The organism is Streptomyces sp. NPDC034085, from assembly GCF_055575555.1.
On the sequence record NZ_JBVISL010000002.1, the window covers coordinates 813,956 to 832,166 of the forward strand.

16 protein-coding genes and 1 tRNA gene are annotated in these 18,211 nt (G+C 73.6%); 12 read left to right on the forward strand and 5 right to left on the reverse strand.

Annotation, left to right across the window (positions count from 1 at the left end):
* Positions 1-49: 49 nt before the first annotated feature.
* Positions 50-640, reverse strand: coding sequence for a hypothetical protein (locus ACZ501_RS09140; protein ID WP_468793554.1), 591 nt, complete (start codon positions 638-640; stop codon positions 50-52).
* A gap of 323 nt (positions 641-963) precedes the next feature.
* On the opposite strand from ACZ501_RS09140, the gene ACZ501_RS09145 reads away from it, so the two are divergent.
* Entirely contained in the window at positions 964-1,758 is a 795-nt protein-coding gene (locus ACZ501_RS09145; RefSeq protein WP_468793557.1) for a nuclease-related domain-containing protein, read from the forward strand.
* Between the two features lie 28 nt (positions 1,759-1,786).
* On the opposite strand, the gene ku is transcribed toward ACZ501_RS09145, so the two are convergent.
* Positions 1,787-2,938 (reverse strand): non-homologous end joining protein Ku, encoded by a 1,152-nt coding sequence (ku, locus tag ACZ501_RS09150; RefSeq protein WP_468793560.1) that lies wholly within the window; start codon positions 2,936-2,938, stop codon positions 1,787-1,789.
* Between the two features lie 31 nt (positions 2,939-2,969).
* On the opposite strand from ku, the gene ligD reads away from it, so the two are divergent.
* Together ligD and ACZ501_RS09160 are read left to right on the forward strand one after the other, a co-directional pair.
* Entirely contained in the window at positions 2,970-3,854 is an 885-nt protein-coding gene (gene ligD, locus ACZ501_RS09155) for a non-homologous end-joining DNA ligase (protein WP_361610767.1), read from the forward strand.
* Complete coding sequence (locus ACZ501_RS09160) at positions 3,851-4,753, forward strand: ATP-dependent DNA ligase (RefSeq protein WP_468793562.1); 903 nt, start codon at positions 3,851-3,853, stop codon at positions 4,751-4,753. The genes ligD and ACZ501_RS09160 overlap by 4 nt, the downstream gene beginning before the upstream one ends.
* A gap of 108 nt (positions 4,754-4,861) precedes the next feature.
* Here ACZ501_RS09160 and ACZ501_RS09165 read toward each other — a convergent pair whose 3' ends face one another.
* Entirely contained in the window at positions 4,862-5,257 is a 396-nt protein-coding gene (locus ACZ501_RS09165) for a DUF6479 family protein (protein ID WP_362461528.1), read from the reverse strand.
* 278 nt (positions 5,258-5,535) lie between these two features.
* On the reverse strand, positions 5,536-6,516 hold the full coding sequence (locus tag ACZ501_RS09170) for an XdhC family protein (RefSeq protein ID WP_468793565.1): 981 nt from the start codon (positions 6,514-6,516) through the stop codon (positions 5,536-5,538).
* A 227-nt stretch (positions 6,517-6,743) separates the two neighbouring features.
* Between ACZ501_RS09170 and ACZ501_RS09175 the strand changes: the two genes are divergently transcribed.
* Entirely contained in the window at positions 6,744-7,979 is a 1,236-nt protein-coding gene (locus tag ACZ501_RS09175; RefSeq protein ID WP_468793568.1) for an MFS transporter, read from the forward strand.
* A 35-nt stretch (positions 7,980-8,014) separates the two neighbouring features.
* Positions 8,015-8,566, forward strand: a complete 552-nt coding sequence (locus ACZ501_RS09180) for a hypothetical protein (protein WP_468793571.1) — start codon at positions 8,015-8,017, stop codon at positions 8,564-8,566.
* Between the two features lie 38 nt (positions 8,567-8,604).
* Here the strand turns inward: ACZ501_RS09180 and ACZ501_RS09185 are convergent.
* A tRNA-Arg gene (locus ACZ501_RS09185) sits at positions 8,605-8,676 on the reverse strand.
* 100 nt (positions 8,677-8,776) lie between these two features.
* Between ACZ501_RS09185 and ACZ501_RS09190 the strand changes: the two genes are divergently transcribed.
* The 7 genes from ACZ501_RS09190 (at position 8,777) to rho (ending at position 18,047) form a co-directional block, all read left to right on the forward strand.
* Positions 8,777-9,250 carry a response regulator gene (locus ACZ501_RS09190; protein ID WP_468793574.1) on the forward strand — a complete coding sequence of 158 codons (474 nt, stop codon included), beginning with the start codon at positions 8,777-8,779 and terminating at the stop codon, positions 9,248-9,250.
* Between the two features lie 67 nt (positions 9,251-9,317).
* Complete coding sequence (gene nrtL, locus ACZ501_RS09195) at positions 9,318-10,250, forward strand: ArgS-related anticodon-binding protein NrtL (RefSeq protein ID WP_468793577.1); 933 nt, start codon at positions 9,318-9,320, stop codon at positions 10,248-10,250.
* A 25-nt stretch (positions 10,251-10,275) separates the two neighbouring features.
* Positions 10,276-11,667 carry a diaminopimelate decarboxylase gene (gene lysA, locus ACZ501_RS09200; protein WP_361609555.1) on the forward strand — a complete coding sequence of 464 codons (1,392 nt, stop codon included), beginning with the start codon at positions 10,276-10,278 and terminating at the stop codon, positions 11,665-11,667.
* Positions 11,668-11,836: 169 nt separating this feature from the next.
* Positions 11,837-13,141 carry a homoserine dehydrogenase gene (locus tag ACZ501_RS09205; RefSeq protein ID WP_361609553.1) on the forward strand — a complete coding sequence of 435 codons (1,305 nt, stop codon included), beginning with the start codon at positions 11,837-11,839 and terminating at the stop codon, positions 13,139-13,141.
* 6 nt (positions 13,142-13,147) lie between these two features.
* Positions 13,148-14,218, forward strand: a complete 1,071-nt coding sequence (thrC, locus tag ACZ501_RS09210; protein WP_361609551.1) for a threonine synthase — start codon at positions 13,148-13,150, stop codon at positions 14,216-14,218.
* Between the two features lie 347 nt (positions 14,219-14,565).
* The gene (thrB, locus tag ACZ501_RS09215) at positions 14,566-15,504 is read left to right on the forward strand and encodes a homoserine kinase (protein ID WP_361598873.1); all 939 of its coding nucleotides are present in this window, start codon (positions 14,566-14,568) and stop codon (positions 15,502-15,504) included.
* Between the two features lie 413 nt (positions 15,505-15,917).
* A complete protein-coding gene (gene rho / locus ACZ501_RS09220) occupies positions 15,918-18,047 on the forward strand; it encodes a transcription termination factor Rho (protein ID WP_468793580.1) in 2,130 nt (709 codons plus the stop codon).
* The last annotated feature ends 164 nt before the right edge of the window (positions 18,048-18,211 follow it).

An 18,211-nucleotide genomic window follows, 5' to 3' on the forward strand; every position in this document is an offset into this window, starting at 1 on the left:
GCCCGGCCAGGGCACCGCCACCCACCCCCCGCCCGGCCAGGGCACCGGCTCAGCAGTCCGTACGCCCCCGCCGCAGCATCGCGAAGCCCAGCCCCGCGGCGCCGATCGCCGCGATCCCGCCGCCCGCAGCGAGCAGCAGCACCCCGTCGCCCGCCCCGTCGGCCACCGTGCCCAGCCGCAGCGCCTCCACCGTGCCGGCGGCGCCGTTCGCCGACGCCGTCCCGGCCTGCCCGCCGCCGTGCCGCGTCCCGGTCTTGTGGCCGGCGCCGGCCACCGCGTGGGAGCCGCCCTCGGGACGGGTGTCACCGACCCAGGAGGACAGCCGCCCGTCGGGCCGCAGCGCGGCGTGCAGCTCACCGGCCGCACCGGTGCCCGTCGCGCCGTCCCTGCTGGTCAGCGTCGCCACCGTGGCACCGGCGCGCAGGATCTCCGCCTGGTACGCGTCCTTCGCGAGGCGGTACACCTTCGCGGTCGACCGGCCGTCCGCCAGGGAGATGCTGCTGACCAGGGTCCGCTGCGCCCCGGCGGCGGCCGGCGCCCCCTCGGCGAGCGCGGCGGCGGTGGGCAGCGCCAGCAGGCCCCCGGCGCATGCGGTCACGGCGGTGGCGCGAACGATGGTGCGGCGGCGGGCGGTGTTCACGGCATTCCCTCGGTACGGGGCACGGGGCACGGGGCCAGGTCAGGGGCCCACGGCACGGGGCCAGGTCAGGGGCCCACGGCACGGGGCCCGGCATCGCGTCCGGGCGCCGGCCGGCACGGAACCAGCGCCCCGGGTACGGACACCGGCACGCGGCACGGGCCGCGCCCCGCTGCGCCGGACGGCACAAAACTAGGCCCCGGCCGTTGCGGTAGGGCGATGACCTTGTAACAGGAAGGCAGCAGCGACCCGTCGGAGCTGTTACACAACCGAGGGATTGCCCGGGGCCGCGCCGCCTGCTCCCATGGACGGCGGGGGTGAGGCCGATGCACGGACTCAAGGTCCTTCCGAGCGGCCGGGCCGGCCGCGGCCAGCTCTACGTCAACCGGCCCGACGGCCGGGCGGTGGCCTGGTACGACCGGCAGGCCAACCGGATCAGCGTCCTGGCGGACGACCAGCGCGACGCGGTACTGGCGGCCCTGCGCCCGTACCTGACCCGCGACTGGACCATCGGCCCGCCCCCGGTGCCCACCGCCGCCGAGCTGCGCCGCCTGAGCCTGCCGCCCGACCGGGACCTGGCCCCGAACCGGCCCGGCGAGACCCTGCTCGGCGAGCTGGCGTACGGCTCACCCGGCAGCCGGGCCCGGCACCGGATGCGGCAGGAACTGCAGGCGCGGCAGCGCACCGGCGCGGAGCTCGACCTGCTGGAGGCGGCCGACTGGCGGGCCCTGCACGACGTCCCCCTGCCGGGCCTCGGGCTGCTGGACCACCTGCTCATCGGCCCGCCGGGCGTCTTCGCCCTCCGTACGGTCCCCGGCCGCCGCCAGCGCGTCCAGGTGGGGGAGCTGCTGCTCACGGTGGGCCGCGCCGAACCCCGCCCCGACCCCCGCTGGATCCGCCGCGCCGCCGCCCACGCGGCCCGGGTCCTGGCCGCGCCGGTCACCGCGGCCCTCGTCCTCGCCGACGCCTCCCGCGTGGAGGTGGCCCCGACGCTGCGCGACGTCCTGGTCCTCCAGCCCCCGACCCTGGCCACCACCCTGCGGGCCACACCGGCGACCCTCAAACCCCCGGACGTGGAAGCCCTCTTCGCCCAGGCCCGCTCCACCCCGGAATGGACCTGACCCCCCGCCCGGCCAGCCCCCAGCCCCCTCAGGCAGAGCTCCGCTTGCGCGGTGCCGGCTTCTTCGCCGTGCCGGCGGACGCCGTCTTCTTCGCGGCGGCCGACGTGGACTTCGTACCGGCCGACGCGGACTTCGTCGCCGCCGAGGTGGACTTCGTGGCGCCCGACGCCGACTTGGTGGAACGCGCCTTGCCCGTCGCAGCCGTCGACGTGGACTTCGTGGCCGTCTTCTTCGCGGCCGCCGCCGTCTTCCGGGCTCCCGACGCCGTCGACTTCTTCCCGCCCACCGCCTTCGGCGCGGCGGCCGCCGCCTTCCGCCGGATCGGCGTCACCTCCGCCCCCGAACCCTGCGCCGCAGGCCCCCCGGCACCGCCCGCATCCGCAGCCCCGGCATCCCCGCCGCCCCGCGAGGCCTTGGCGGCCCGGACGCTGTTCTCCAGCGCCGCCATCAGGTCGATCACCTGACCGCCGGCCGGCTCCACCACCGCCTCCGTCGGCTCGAACGCCCCGCCCGCCTTCGCCGCGATCATCGACTCCACGGCCTCGCGGTAGTCGTCGTGCAGGGAGGACATCTCCACTTCCCCCAGCGTCGCCATCAGCGCGTCGGCCAGATCCAGTTCGGCCTCCCGTACGGACACCGACGCCTCCGGGGCCACCCCCTCCGGCGCCCTGATCTCGTCCGGCCACAACAGCCCGTGCATGGCGATCACGTCGTCGACGACCCGCAGCATGCCCAGCCGTTCACGCCCGCGCAGCGCGTACTTGGCGATCGCCACCCTGCGGCTGCGCTTGAGCGCCTCCCGCAGCAGGGTGTACGGCTTGGCCGCCGTGGCCCCGTTGGCCGCGAGGTAGTACGCGGCGTCCAGCTGGAGCGGATCGATCTCGTCGGACGGCACGAACGACACGATCTCGATCGTCTTCGCGGTGGGGATCGGCAGCTGCGCCAGGTCCTGCTCCGTGATGGGGATGATCGACCCGTCCGCCTCCTCGTACCCCTTGCCGATCTCGGCGGTGGACACTTCCTCCCCGTCGAGTTCGCACACCTTGCGGTAGCGCACCCGGCCGCCGTCCGTCACGTGGATCTGACGGAAGGAGATCGAGTGGCTCTCGGTGGCGTTCACGAGCTTGATCGGAATGCTGACCAGGCCGAAGGAAATCGCCCCGTTCCAAATGGATCGCACGGTTCCTCCCGATTCGTGGCAATCTCATCGTATGTCGCCGATCACGATGGTGGAGGGGCGTCGCATCGCGCTCAGCAACCTGGAGAAGGTCCTCTATCCGAGCACCGGTTTCACCAAGGGCGAGGTGCTGCACTACTACGCCACCGTCGCGGACGCCCTCCTCGCGCACGTCCACGACCGCCCGCTGTCCTTCCTGCGCTACCCGGACGGCCCGGACGGCCAGCTCTTCTTCACGAAGAATCCGCCGCCCGGCACACCCGACTGGGTGAGGACCACCCCCGTACCCCGCTCCGAGGACGAGCGGGCCGAACAGGTGGTCGTGTCCGACCTGGCGTCCCTGATGTGGGCGGCCAACCTCGTCGTGGAGTTCCACACCCCCCAGTGGCGGGCCGGCGCCCCCGCCGTCGCCGACCGGCTCGTCCTCGACCTCGACCCCGGCCCGCCCGCCACCGTCGTCGAGTGCTGCGCCGCCGCCCTGTGGCTGCGCGAACGCCTTGCCGCCGACGGGCTGACCGCCTACGCCAAGACCTCCGGCTCCAAGGGCCTGCACCTGGCCGTGGCGCTGGAGCCGGTGCCCTCCGCGCGCGCGTCCGCGTACGCCAAGGCCCTCGCCCGGGAGGCCGAAGCCGACCTCGCCGACCTCGTCGTGCACCGCATGGCCAAGGCGCTGCGCCCCGGCAAGGTCTTCGTCGACCACAGCCAGAACGCCGCCGCCAAGACCACCGCCGCCCCCTACACGCTGCGCGCGCGGGCCCTGCCGACCGTCTCCGCGCCCGTCTCCTGGGCAGAGGTCGAAGCCTGCCGAGACCCCTCCGACCTGGTGTTCCTCGCCGACGACATCCCGCCCCGGCTGGCCCGCGACGGCGACCTCCTCGCCCCGCTCACCGACCCGGAACGGGCCGGGAGCCTGCCGTGACCCCGCGCGTGCGGGTCGCGCTCGCCGCCGCCGTACGGACCCTGCCGCGCGCGCCGGGCCTGGCGTACGAGCCGAAGTTCGACGGCCACCGCATGGTCGTCCTGCGCACCGAGGAGGACGTGGTGCTCCAGGCCCGCTCCGGGCGGACCGTCACCCGTGCGTTCCCGGATCTGGCGGCGGCTGCCCGGCAGTTGCCCGCCGGGACCGTCCTGGACGGGGAGGTGGTCGTCTGGCACGCGGGCCGCACCGACTTCGCCCTGGTCCAGCGCCGGGCGGCGGCGGCCAGCGCGGCCCGGGCCGCCGCGCTCGCGCAGAGCCTGCCGGCGTCGTACGCGGCGTTCGACGTACTGGAGCTGGCCGGGGTGGACGTGCGCGGCCGGCCCTACGAACGGCGCCGGGCCCTCCTGGTCGACCTGCTGCTGCCGCTCGGCCCGCCGCTCCAGCCGGTGCCGATGACGACGGACCCGGAGCTGGCCGAGACCTGGTACGAGACCCTGCCCGCCAGCGGCATCGAGGGGCTGGTCGTGAAGCGCCTGGACCAGCCCTACCCGGCCGGCCGGCGCGCCTGGCGCAAGCTCCGGCACACGGACGTGCGCGACGCCGCCGTGATCGGCTACACCGGCACCCCGCGCCGCCCGCTGGCGCTCGTGCTGGTCCTGCCGGGGGAGGAGGACGAGGCCCCGCTGGTGTCGAGCCCGCTCCCGGCGGTGCTGCGTACGGAGCTCGCGGCGGCCGTCGCCGGGCGCGGGGGCGCCGCCCCCGCCGGGGGTACGGTCACCGCGATCGGGCTCGGCGAGGTGCCGTTCACCCTGCTGGACCCGCCGCTGGCGGCCGAGGTCCGGCACACGGCGCTACGGCACCCCCCGCCGGAGGTGCTGCGGCTGCGGACCGACCTGTGACGCCGCGGGCGGGCCCGCGGTGCGGGCGCGGTCGGCACGCGGACCGGCCTCCGACCCGCGCCTGCGCGGCGCGGGTCGGAGGCCGGCGTCCGGTCTCGCGGCGCCGGGTCAGGAGTGCGCGCCGCGTCCCGCGTCGGGGGGAGCGCCGGGCTGCGGGTGCGGCCCCGGGCCCTCCGGGCGCTTGTAGCCCGATTCGCGCTCGGCCCGGACCTCCTCCGCATGGCTGGAGGTGGTGGAGCCGAAGTTCCCGTAGCCCTGCATCTCGTGCGGCCTGAGCCCGCCGTCGGGGAACTCCACCGGGTCCCGCTCCTCGCGGACCTCGTGGACCGCTCCACCGGCGGGCAGGTGCGGCTGGCTCTCGGGCTCGGGCGGCGGGGGCTCCTGCGCCCGCACCCGCTGGCCCAGCTTGAAGCCGGCGAGCACGAAGCCGGCGATGACGATGCCGACGAGGAAGAACCACGCGATGTCGGTCAGGATCGCGTCCACGCTCAGGATCATGTCCATAGGTCCCATTTTCCCGCTTTGGCTGCCTTTTCACGCCGCGCAGCGGAAAGAATCCGCGCGAATCGCCGCCCTCCGCCCCCGCCCCACGGCCCCCCTCCGCCACCCGCACCCCGCGCACCACCCCTACGCCGAACGAATGAGCGCCCTGCTGCCGCCGCCTCCCCCGAGGGGCCGGGCGATGGCGCACCGGCTCCCCTGGCGGGAGCGGGTGGTGTGCGCCGGCTTCCCCGTCGGGGCGGTGAGCCCCGACGGGACCGGACCCTCGCCCGCCGGGTTCCTCAGCGCAGCGGACCGTCGGAGTCCCGCAGTCCTCGGGCGTCCCGGCCGCCGAGCACCCCGAGGATCTCCGCGCAGATGGCCAGCGCCGTCTCCGCCGGGGTCTTCGCGCCCAGGTCCAGCCCGATCGGCCCGTGCACCCGCGCCAGCCGGCTCTCTCCCACCCCGGCGGCCACCAGGCCCTCCCGGCGCCGCGCCGTGGTCCGCCGCGAGCCGAGCGCGCCGACGTACGGGATCTCCAGGGACAGGGCGCTCCGCAGGGTCGGCACGTCGAAGTCCGGCTCGTGGCTCAGCATCACCAGGCAGGCGGCGTCCCTGTGCGCGGTCAGTTCCTTCTCGGCCTGCGCCGCGGTCTCCACCGTGACCGACTCCCAGCCGAGCAGCGCCGACTGCGCGCCGATCACCCCGGCCAGCTCCCCGGCCCCGCCGATCACCACGTACGGGGCCGACGGGTACGCCTCGACGAGCACCAGCCCGGAGCCCCCGTACAGGGCGTCCCGCCCGGGCCGCCGGGTCCCCAGTAGCTCCCCGGCCCGCCGCCGGGCGTCGTCGGACGGCTCCTCCCCGGCCCGTACGACCTCGCTGACGGCGCCGTCCGCCCCCTCGCTGAGCCGGGTCACGAGCGCCACTCCGGCGCCGGTGGCGAGCAGCTCCCACCACGCGGCCGGAACCGTCGCGAGGGGCTGGAGCAACACCTCGGCCTGCCCGCCGCAGGTCAGCTTCGCGTCCACGGCCTCGCCGGCCCCGACCGACACCTCGCACACCCGCGCGGTCTCCCCGGCCCCCAGGGCGGCGGCCTCCGCGACCAGCTCGGCGTCGAACACCCCGCGGTACAGGGCCCCCACGCACTCCCCGCGGGCGTCCACGAGCACCGCCCCGGCCGGGTCCCGCGGTCCGAACCCCTGCTCGGTCACCGGCCGGGCCAGGTACGCCACCCGCCCCTCGGCCGCCCACTGCCGCGCCGTCTCCGCAAGCTCACGCATCCTCGTCGCCCCATCCTCTTGCGCTCCCTCGCCGCAAAGCGCCTGGTCAACGGCACGAAGCGGCCTCGGCAACCACCCTACGCACGCCCCCGACCCGCCACCCACCCCCCGAACCCACCAACCCCGGCCGGTCCCCCTCGTACGGACCACCGGAACCGCTCCACGAGTGGCCGGTCCGGCGGTGCCAAGGAGAATCGAGGGAACGGGGTGAAGGGAAACGACCGACCGTGCACACCCTGAAACGCACCTTCGACTCCCTCTCCGTGCGCAACTTCCGGCTGTTCTTCCTCGGCCAGCTGCTCTCGGTGACCTGCACCTGGATGATGGTGATCGCGCAGGACTGGCTGGTGCTGGAGCTGTCCGGGAACTCGGGCACGGCCCTGGGCGTCGTGACGGCCCTCCAGTTCACGCCGGTGCTCCTGCTCACCCTGTACGGGGGCAGGCTGGCCGACCGCCACAGCAAACGCCGCATCCTGGTGCTCGCCAACCTGGCGTCGGGGGTCCTCGCCCTGGTACTGGGACTGTGGGTGCTCCTCGGCGAGGTCCGCCTGGGGCACATCTGGCTCTTCGCCTTCGCCCTCGGCGTGGTCAACTCCGTGGAGGCGCCCACCCGCATCGCCTTCGTGGGGGAGATGGTGGGCAGCGAGCTGCTGCCCAACGCGTCGGCGCTGAGCGGGGCATACTTCAACGCGGCGCGGGTCGCGGGCCCCGCGGCCGCCGGCCTCCTCATCGCCCGCCTCGGCGTCGGGCCGGTGATCCTGATCAACGCGTGCAGCTACCTCGGCGCGGTGGCGGGCCTCGCGCTGATGCGGCCGGCGGAACTCCACGGCCCGCCCTCCCGCCCGGCGAACCCCCGCATCGCGGACGGCATCCGCTACGTGACCCGGCGCCCGGACCTGGTCCTCCCCCTGGCCCTGATCGGCGCACTGGGCCTGGCCGGCTTCAACTTCCAGCTGACGCTGCCCCTCCTGGCGAAGACCGAGTTCCACACCGGCTCCGCCGCCTTCGGAGTGCTGAGCAGCTCCCTGGCGGCGGGCTCCCTGCTGGCGGCGTTCGCCACCTCGTCCCGCCGCGCCCGTCCCACGACCGCCGTCGTCACGGGCTCCGCCCTGGCCTTCGGCGCCACGGAAACCCTCACGGGCCTGGCCCCGACCCTGCCGACGGCCTGCCTGCTCCTGACCCTGACGGGCTTCGCGATGATGTACTTCGCCCAGGCGGCCAACCACCGCATCCAGCTCGGCTCGGACCCCGCCTACCGGGGCCGGGTGATGGCCCTCTACATGCTGATCTTCCAGGGCACGACCCCCCTGGGCGCCCTCCTGACGGGCTGGCTGGCCGAACACTGGGGCCCCCGCTGGTCCCTCACCACAGGCGGCCTCATCTCCCTCACGGCCACAGCCCTCACCCTGACGACAACCCCCCGCACCAGGACCCCCCACCCCGTGGAAACCCCCCACCCCTGACCCCCAGGAACTTCTCCGGCCTCTGCGTTCTCGGCGTGCTCCTGTGGGTCATGTACGGGTTGCAGCAGCCCGCCAAGAGCAGAGCCGAAGGGCGGACGTGCTGCTGGGAAGAGAACGCCACCCCCGAGTGGACCGCGGGCGTGCTGGGCCTGCGGGTACCGGAACGGGCCACCGACCGGCGGGCCGGGCTCCACTCGAACGCGCAGTACGACGCCGTGCTGCTGGCCTTCACCGTGACGACGCCGGAGGCGGACCGCTTCCTGCGGCCGCTTCGGCGTGAGGGCACTCGGATGGTTGCGAACCGGCACCCCGAAGCCACGGGCTACACCCGCAGCGACGGCTTCACCCACCTCGGCCTCCCCGCACGTCTGGGCCGGCAGCGACGCGCCCAGCGACAAGCCCCCGGCCTGACCGGCCGCGGTCGCCCGGCGGCCCCGCTGGACGTCCGATCAATCCCAGTCGGGCGGCGGCTGCTTGACCCTGCCGCCTGTGTACCGAACGGCAGGGCGGACACGCAAGCTGCCGAAAGGCTCGCCGCCGCCGCACGGCAGTTGGCTGCGCATACGCGAAGACCCCGTCTCAGCTGAGGCGCTGATGGCGGGGTCTTTGGGCACTTCCTGCGAAGTGCCCCCGGCAGGATTCGAACCTGCGCACACGGCTCCGGAGGCCGTTGCTCTATCCCCTGAGCTACGGGGGCGTGTCGTTCGCGTTGCGGCGACGGGTTGAACACTACCAGCTCCCGCGGGGTGATCAGGAACGGATTTGGGCGGGAGGGGGAGGTCGGTCGCCCGGAGGGGGTGGAAGTGGCAAAAACCCGGACGCGGGGGCTTAGGGCGACCTACTCTCGAGTTGTGCCAGGCGCCTCGGGCCGGGTGCTTGTTGTCGACGACAACAAGGTCATCCGGCAGCTGATCAAGGTCAATCTCGAGCTGGAGGGCTTCGAGGTCGTGACCGCGAGCGATGGTGCCGAGTGTCTGGACGTCGTGCATCGCGTGTCTCCCGATGCCATCACTCTTGATGTGGTCATGCCCCGGCTGGACGGGTTCGGGGCCGCCGCGCGGTTGCGGGCCGATCCGCGGACGCGGCACGTGCCCGTCGCCATCGTCAGCGCCTGCACGCAGCACGAGGTCGAGACGGCGATCGCCGCCGGCGTGGACGCGTTCGTCGCCAAGCCGTTCGAGCCCGCCGAGCTGGTCCGCGTCGTACGCCGCCTCGTCGAGCGCAAGGGCGCCCCCGCAGGACGGGCCGGGAGGGCCGGGAGGGGGGCCTGAGCGCCTCCCTGTTCACATGGCGAAACCCGATGCATGGGGAAGGGGCTTCTCCCCTAGGCTGGGTTCCGTGATCCCCGCCGACCTCTCTCACGCCGTCGTACGTGCCGTGCGCCGCGCCGTCGAGGACGGGGAGCTGGCCGGGGACGTGCCCGAGCGGGTGGTGGTCGAGCGGACCCGCCCCGGGGGAGCGGGGGAGTACGCCAGCCCCGTCGCCCTCCAGGTGGCGAAGAGCGCCCGGCGGGAGCCCCGTGAGGTCGCCCGGGTGCTCGCGGGCAGGCTGCTCGCCGACGAGTCCGGGATCGAGAGCGTGGAGATCACCGGGCCCGGGTTCCTGAACTTCACCCTCGCTCCCGTCTCCGCCGCCGCGCTCGTACGCGAGATCCGGGCGCGCGGCGACAGGTACGGGTACGCACCCGGCGCCGACCTCCGCGGGAGCGTCGTCCGGCCGGCCGTGCGCAGGATCGAGGAGAGCCAGGGGATCGCGGGCGCACCCGCGCCCCGCGTCGCGCCCGTCGCCCGCCGCGACGGCGACGTCGTCGCGGCGTACGGGGCGGACGCCGCCGCCTGGGCCATGCTCTGCGTACCCGCCCGCGAGACCCCCTCCTTCACGCCCGGCCTGCTCGTCCAGGACGAGTCCAGCGAGTTCTTCCGGGTGCGGTACGCCCACGCCCGCGCCCGGGCCCTCAGGACCAACGCCGCCGGGCTCGGGTTCCGGGCGGAGCCAGGGGACGCCGCGGACGGGCGCGCCCTGCTGCGCGTGCTCGCCGAGTACCCCCTCGTCCTGGAGGCTGCCGCGCACCACCAGGCGCCCGAGCGGCTCACCCGGCACCTCGTCGCCGTCGCCGACGCGCTCCTCGACTTCCAGCACCTGGTCCTGCCCCAGGGGGACGAGAAACCCTCGGCCGCCCACCGCGCCCGGCTGGCCCTCGCCGAAGCCGCCGGAACGGTGCTGGCAGGCGGCCTGGCCCTGCTCGGCATGGACGCCCCCGACTTCCTGTGACTGAGACCCCCGAAGAGAGATTCCGATGAGCCGTTCCGCGCACCCCGCCGGGCCCCGCCACGCCGACGTCCTGCCCGAGGGCCACTACGCCCCGCCGCCCGCTGACCTCAACGCGCTCGACGAGAAGGTGTGGTCCCGGACCGTCACGCGCGACGACGACGGTGTGGTGTGCGTCGGCGGCATCGAAGTGACGCGGCTCGCCGAGGAGTTCGGGACCCCCGCCTACTTCCTCGACGAAGCGGACTTCCGGGCCCGCTGCCGCGCCTGGGCGCACGCCTTCGGCAAGGACGCCGACGTGTTCTACGCGGGGAAGGCGTTCCTCTCCAAGGCCGTCGTGAAGTGGCTGAAGGAAGAAGGGCTGAATCTCGACGTCTGCTCCGGCGGGGAGCTGGCGACCGCCCTCGCCGCCGGGATGCCCCCCGCGCGGATCGCCTTCCACGGCAACAACAAGTCCGAGGCCGAGATCCGCCGCGCCGTCCAGGCGGGCGTGGGCCGCATCGTGCTCGACTCCTACCAGGAGATCGCCCGCGTCGCGCACATCGCCCGTGAGCTGGGCGTGCGCCAGCCCGTGCAGATCCGCGTGACGGTCGGCGTCGAGGCGCACACCCACGAGTTCATCGCCACGGCGCACGAGGACCAGAAGTTCGGGATCGCGGTCGCCGACGGCTCCGCCGCCGAGGCCGTGCGGCGGGTGCTCGGGCACGACAGCCTGGAGCTGCTCGGCGTCCACTCCCACATCGGCTCCCAGATCTTCGACATGGCCGGCTTCGAGGTGTCCGCCAAGCGGGTGGTCCGGCTGCTGGCCGCCGTACGCGACGAGCACGGCGTCGAGCTCCCCGAGATCGACCTCGGCGGCGGGCTCGGCATCGCCTACACCTCGTCCGACGACCCGCGCGAGCCCCACGAGATCGCCAAGGCGCTCACCGAGATCGTGGCGCGGGAGTGCGAGAGCGCGGGCCTGCGCCCGCCGCGGATCTCCGTCGAGCCCGGCCGGGCCATCGTCGGCCCGACCGCCTTCACCCTCTACGAGGTCGGCACCATCAAGCCGCTGGAGGGGCTGCGGACGTACGTCTCCGTCGACGGCGGCATGTCCGACAACATCCGGACGGCCCTGTACGACGCCGAGTACTCGGTCACGCTGGTCTCCCGCGTATCCGACGCCGAGCCGATGCTCGTCCGCGTCGTCGGCAAGCACTGCGAGAGCGGTGACATCGTCGTGAAGGACGCCTTCCTGCCCGCCGACCTGGCGCCGGGCGACCTCCTCGCCGTGCCGGCCACGGGCGCGTACTGCCGCTCCATGGCCAGCAACTACAACCACGCCCTGCGCCCGCCCGTCGTCGCCGTGCGCGACGGGCAGGCACGGGTGATCGTCCGGCGCGAGACGGAAGAAGATCTCCTGTCCCTCGACCTCGGATGATCCCCATGTTTCTGGGGAAGGCCCCCGAGCCCCCAAAATAGACGTCTCAGTGCACGTCTCACTCAATGGACCGAGGATGGAAACTTCTGTCCATTGAGTGAGACTGGGTCATACCTGACGCGCAAACCGCGCGCCGGGGAGCGAAGAAAGATCGAAAGGCGTAGGTCGAATGATGCGTACGCGTCCGCTGAAGGTGGCGCTGCTGGGCTGTGGAGTGGTCGGCTCAGAGGTGGCGCGCATCATGACGACGCACGCCGACGATCTGGCAGCCAGGATCGGCGCGCCCGTCGAACTCGCCGGCGTGGCCGTGCGCCGTCCCTCCAAGGTGCGCGAGGGCATCGACCCCTCGCTGGTCACCACGGACGCGACCGCCCTCCTCAAACGGGGCGACATCGACGTGGCCATCGAGGTCATCGGCGGGATCGAGCCCGCCCGCACCCTGATCACCACCGCCTTCGAGCACGGCATCTCCGTCGTCTCCGCCAACAAGGCGCTGGTCGCGCAGGACGGCGCCGCCCTGCACGCCGCGGCCGAGCAGCACGGGCTGGACCTGTACTACGAGGCCGCCGTCGCCGGCGCCATCCCGCTGGTCCGCCCGATGCGCGAGTCCCTCGCGGGCGACAAGATCAACCGGGTGATGGGCATCGTCAACGGCACCACGAACTTCATCCTCGACAAGATGGACTCGACCGGCGCCGGCTACCAGGAGGCGCTCGACGAGGCCACCGCCCTCGGGTACGCGGAAGCCGACCCCACCGCCGACGTCGAGGGCTACGACGCCGCCGCCAAGGCCGCGATCCTGGCCGGCATCGCCTTCCACACCCGGGTCCGCTTCGACGACGTCTACCGCGAGGGCATGACCGAGGTCAGCGCCGCGGACTTCGCCTCCGCCAAGCGCATGGGCTGCACCATCAAGCTCCTGGCGATCCTGGAGCGCGCCGCGGACGGCGAGTCCGTCACCGCCCGCGTGCACCCGGCGATGATCCCGCTCAGCCACCCGCTCGCCTCCGTCCGCGAGGCATACAACGCCGTCTTCGTGGAAGCAGAGGCCGCCGGGCGGCTCATGTTCTACGGGCCCGGCGCGGGCGGCTCTCCGACCGCCTCCGCGGTCCTCGGCGACCTCGTCGCCGTCTGCCGCAACAAGCTCGCCGAGGCAACGGGGCCCGGCGAGTCGGCGTACACCCAGCTGCCGGTCAGCCCCATGGGGGACGTCGTCACGCGCTACCACATCAGCCTCGATGTGGCGGACAAGCCGGGTGTCCTCGCCCAGGTGGCGACGACCTTCGCGGAGCACGGGGTCTCCATCGACACCGTCCGCCAGCAAGGACACCAGGACGGGGCCGGCAATGGGGCCTCCCTCGTCGTCGTCACCCACCGCGCACCCGACGCCGCCCTCTCCGGGACCGTCGAGGCGCTGCGGAAGCTGGACACCGTCCGCGGTGTGGCCAGCATCATGCGTGTTGAAGGGGAGTAAGGACCCATGAGCAGCAATCGCACCCACCAGTGGCGCGGCATCATCGAGGAGTACCGCGACCGGCTTCCGGTGACGGACACCACGCCGGTCGTCACGCTCCGCGAGGGCGGCACTCCCCTCGTCCCCGCGCAGGTGCTCTCCGAGCGCACCGGCTGCGAGGTGCACCTGAAGGTCGAGGGCGCGAACCCCACCGGCTCCTTCAAGGACCGGGGCATGACCATGGCCATCACCAAGGCCAAGGAGGAGGGCGCCAAGGCCGTCATCTGCGCCTCCACCGGCAACACCTCGGCCTCCGCCGCCGCCTACGCGGTGCGCGCCGGCATGGTGTCCGCCGTCCTCGTGCCGCGGGGCAAGATCGCGCTCGGCAAGATGGGCCAGGCCCTCGTGCACGGCGCCAAGATCCTCCAGGTCGACGGCAACTTCGACGACTGCCTGGACCTGGCCCGCGCGCTGTCCGACAACTACCCGGTGGCCCTGGTCAATTCGGTCAACCCGGTGCGCATCGAGGGCCAGAAGACGGCCGCGTTCGAGATCGTCGACGCGCTCGGCGACGCCCCCGACATCCACGTGCTGCCCGTCGGCAACGCCGGCAACATCACGGCGTACTGGAAGGGCTTCAAGGAGTACAAGGCCGACGGCCTGGCCTCCCGTACGCCGCGGGTGTGGGGTTTCCAGGCTTCCGGCGCCGCGCCGATCGTGCGCGGCGAGGTCGTCAAGGAGCCGCACACCATCGCCACCGCGATCCGCATCGGCAACCCGGCTTCCTGGGACTACGCGCTCGCCGCGCGCGAGGAGTCGGGCGGCCTGATCGACGAGGTGACGGACCGCCAGATCCTGGCCGCCTACCGCCTGTTGGCGGCGCAGGAGGGCGTGTTCGTCGAGCCCGCCTCGGCCGCGTCGGTCGCCGGTCTGCTGAAGGCCGCGGACGCCGGCCTGGTCGACCCGGGCCAGACGATCGTGTGCACCGTCACGGGCAACGGCCTCAAGGACCCGGACTGGGCCGTCGCCGGCGCTCCGCAGCCGGTCACCGTCCCGGTGGACGCCGAGGCCGCGGCCGTCCGCCTCGGCCTGGTCTGACCCCAGGGCCCCAGGGGCCCCAGGGCCTCAGGGCCCCCGGGCTCCGGCCCGGGGCCCCCCGCCCCGTTGCCGGATTCCGCAGGTATCCGGAATCCGGCAACCGGGCCGTACGGCACCGGAAGGCCCGCGATCCGGGCGACGGACGCGACACGCATCGTGCGCCTCCTGTGCGCCCTATGTCGCGGGAGAACCTTCCTTCGATACGCTGTACTTACATCCGCCACCGCGCATATGACCGCGGTGCTGCCCCAAGGGCCTTCGGGTGTCGTACGTTCTCCAGTACATTCGCAGCGAAGATCCCGCACAGCAGCCGGATCCCGCACAGTCACAAGGAGTGTCATCGACCGATGGCAGGTCCAGCGTTCCGCGCCGCCGCCGTACGGGTGCGCGTCCCCGCCAGCAGCGCCAACCTCGGCCCCGGCTTCGACGCCTTCGGCCTGGCCCTGGGGCTCTATGACGACGTCGTCGTCCGCGTAGCCGACTCCGGCCTGGACATCGACATCGCGGGCGAGGGCGCCGACACCCTGCCGCGGGACGAGAGCCACCTCCTCGTACGCTCCATGCGCACCGCCTTCGACCTGCTGGGCGGGCAGCCGCGCGGCCTCGAGGTCGTCTGCGCCAACCGCATCCCGCACGGCCGGGGCCTCGGCTCCTCCTCCGCCGCGATCTGCGCGGGCATCGTCGCCGCCCGCGCCGTGACCATAGGCGGTGAGGCCAAGCTCGACGACTCGGCGCTGCTGGAGCTCGCCACCGAGATCGAGGGCCACCCCGACAACGTCGCCGCCTGCCTGCTCGGCGGCTTCACCCTGGCCTGGATGGAGGGGGGCAGCGCCAAGGCGATCCGGATGGACCCGGCGGATTCCATCGTTCCGGTGGTCTTCGTCCCCTCGAAGCCGGTCCTGACCGAGACCGCCCGGGGGCTGCTGCCGCGCACCGTCCCGCACGTGGACGCGGCCGTGAACGCGGGCCGCGCGGGCCTGCTCGTGGAGGCCCTGACCAGGCGTCCCGAGTTCCTGCTGCCCGCCACCGAGGACCGGCTGCACCAGGAGTACCGGGCCCCGGCGATGCCGGAGAGCGTGGCACTCGTCAACCGACTGCGGGCGGACGGCTTCCCCGCGGTCATCTCCGGCGCGGGCCCCACGGTCCTCGCGCTGGTCGACAACGGCGCGGCCGACAAGGTCGCGCAGCTCGCGGGCGAGGGATGGGCGGCCAACCGGCTCGCCCTCGACGCCGCGGGCGCGAGCGTCCTTCCGCTGGGCGCCCAGGGCGGTCAGCCCGTGTCCTAGCGACACGGCCCCTCCGGGACGGGCGGCCGGGCAGGCCGTCCGCCCCGGGCGGGGCGATTGCCGGTGATTGAGAGGGGGAATGTCTGTTGGATCCGGTAGTGTTAATCTCAAGTGCGCATCCGAAGCCGCCATGGCTCGGTGCTCAGTGTCCCCATTCGGGACCACATTTCTTCCGGGAGCCTCCCCGACTGCTTTGATCACTGGCAGCAGTTTCGGGCACGCTCCGGAATCGGCGTGACATTCCCACGCTTCCAGCTCGGGGGCTTCTCGCCGGAACCATGCACGTTTCTCTCCGCCGTATCTCTACCGGCGGACCACCGCCCCGGCACGGTCCACACCTAGGGCCGTTGTCGGACAGCACAACCGGTCGCCGAGCCAGACAGGCCGACGTCCGCTCCAGGGAAGGACCCTTCGTGAGCGACACCACCGATCTGATGGGCGCTGCCGACACCAACGTCGACACCAGTGCCCCCGCCGCGGGCGCCGCCCCCAAGCGCCGCCGCTCCGGTACCGGCCTCGAGGGCATGGTCCTGGCCGAGCTGCAGCAGGTCGCGTCGGGCCTCGGAATCAGGGGCACCGCGCGGATGCGCAAGAGCCAGCTGATCGAGGTCATCAAGGAGGCGCAGGGCGGCAGCGCCCCCAAGGCCGCCGCCGCGGCCCCCGCCGCCGACGCCGCCGAGGCCAAGCCGAAGCGCCGCGCCACCAGCAAGGCCCGCACGGGTGAGGCCGCCGCCGCGGCGCCCGCGGAGAAGCCCGCCGTGCAGGCGCAGATCGAGATCCCGGGCCAGCCGGCCAGCGATGACGCCCCGATCGGCGAGCGCCGCCGCCGCCGGGCCACCGCCCCCACCGGCAGCCCCGAGTCCTCGGCCACCGCCGCCGTGCAGGTCGAGCAGAAGACCGAGACCGCCCCGGCCGCGCAGCCCGAGGCCAAGGCCGAGGCCGCCACCGCCGTCTCCGCACAGCCCCAGGGCCAGGTGCAGGAGGCCGAGGGCCGTACCCGCCGCGACCGCCGTGACCGCGGCGAGCGGGGTGAGCGCGGCGAGCGCGGCGAGCGCGGCGAGCGCGGCGAGCGCGGTGACCGTCAGCAGGGCCGTCGCGACCGCGGCGCCAAGGCCGACGAGCAGGGCCAGCAGCAGGGCGGCCAGGGCGGCCAGGGCCAGCAGCAGGGCGGCGGCCGCCAGGACCGCGCCGACCGCCAGGACCGCGCCGACCGCCAGGACCGCGCCGACCGCCAGCAGCAGGGCGGCCGCGGCCAGGGCCGTCAGGACCGTCAGGACAACGGCCCGCAGGACGACTTCGACGGCGAGGACGGCCGTCGCGGCCGTCGCGGCCGCTACCGCGACCGCCGTGGCCGTCGCGGCCGTGACGAGTTCGCGCCGAACGAGCCGCAGGTCGCCGACGACGACGTGCTGATCCCCGTCGCGGGCATCCTCGACATCCTCGACAACTACGCGTTCATCCGGACCTCCGGCTACCTGCCCGGCCCGAACGACGTGTACGTCTCCCTCGCCCAGGTCCGCAAGGCCGGCCTGCGCAAGGGCGACCACACCACCGGTGCGGTCCGCCAGCCCAAGGACGGCGAGCGCCGCGAGAAGTTCAACGCGCTCGTGCGCCTGGACTCCGTCAACGGCATGGCGCCCGAATCCGGCCGCGGCCGCCCGGAGTTCCAGAAGCTGACCCCGCTCTACCCGCAGGACCGGCTCCGTCTGGAGACCGACCCGGGCGTGCTGACCACCCGCATCATCGACCTCGTGTCGCCGATCGGAAAGGGTCAGCGAGGCCTGATCGTGGCCCCGCCGAAGACCGGCAAGACCATGATCATGCAGGCGATCGCCAACGCGATCACCACCAACAACCCCGAGTGCCACCTGATGGTCGTCCTGGTCGACGAGCGTCCGGAAGAGGTCACCGACATGCAGCGGTCGGTCAAGGGCGAGGTCATCTCCTCGACCTTCGACCGCCCGGCCGAGGACCACACCACCGTCGCCGAGCTGGCCATCGAGCGCGCCAAGCGCCTCGTCGAGCTGGGTCACGACGTGGTCGTCCTGCTGGACTCCATCACCCGTCTGGGACGCGCGTACAACCTCGCCGCCCCCGCCTCCGGCCGCATCCTGTCCGGTGGTGTCGACTCGACCGCGCTGTACCCGCCGAAGCGCTTCTTCGGTGCCGCGCGCAACATCGAGGACGGCGGCTCGCTGACCATCCTGGCCACCGCGCTGGTCGACACCGGCTCGCGCATGGACGAGGTGATCTTCGAGGAGTTCAAGGGCACCGGCAACATGGAGCTCAAGCTCGACCGCAAGCTCGCCGACAAGCGCATCTTCCCGGCCGTCGACGTCGACCCCTCGGGCACCCGCAAGGAGGAGATCCTCCTCAACAGCGAGGAGCTCGCCATCGTCTGGAAGCTGCGCCGGGTGCTGCACGCGCTCGACTCGCAGCAGGCGATCGAGCTGCTGCTCGACAAGATGAAGCAGACGAAGTCGAACGCCGAGTTCCTGATGCAGATCGCCAAGACGACCCCGGCCGGCAAGAACGACGACTGACCGGGTCGCCTGACGCAGCCGCCCCCGCCGCATCCGCGGCGGGGGCGGCTGCGTTGTGCGGCTGTGTGGCGCGGCTGTGTGGTGCGACCTTCGCCACACTCCCGCCACCCGCACCCCTCCCTACGCGGCTCCGGTTCCGGCTCTCGAACCCCAGGCCCACCAGG

Excerpts from the sequence above, each read along its gene's own strand:
- ligD (WP_361610767.1), top strand. The coding sequence starts at position 2,970 with ATGTCGCCGATCACGATGGTGGAGGGGCGTCGCATCGCGCTCAGCAAC.
- lysA (WP_361609555.1), top strand. The coding sequence starts at position 10,276 with ATGAGCCGTTCCGCGCACCCCGCCGGGCCCCGCCACGCCGACGTCCTG.
- ACZ501_RS09145 (WP_468793557.1), top strand. The coding sequence starts at position 964 with ATGCACGGACTCAAGGTCCTTCCGAGCGGCCGGGCCGGCCGCGGCCAG.
- ACZ501_RS09205 (WP_361609553.1), top strand. The coding sequence starts at position 11,837 with ATGATGCGTACGCGTCCGCTGAAGGTGGCGCTGCTGGGCTGTGGAGTG.
- ACZ501_RS09165 (WP_362461528.1), bottom strand. The coding sequence starts at position 5,257 with ATGGACATGATCCTGAGCGTGGACGCGATCCTGACCGACATCGCGTGG.
- thrC (WP_361609551.1), top strand. The coding sequence starts at position 13,148 with ATGAGCAGCAATCGCACCCACCAGTGGCGCGGCATCATCGAGGAGTAC.
- ACZ501_RS09170 (WP_468793565.1), bottom strand. The coding sequence starts at position 6,516 with ATGCGTGAGCTTGCGGAGACGGCGCGGCAGTGGGCGGCCGAGGGGCGG.
- thrB (WP_361598873.1), top strand. The coding sequence starts at position 14,566 with ATGGCAGGTCCAGCGTTCCGCGCCGCCGCCGTACGGGTGCGCGTCCCC.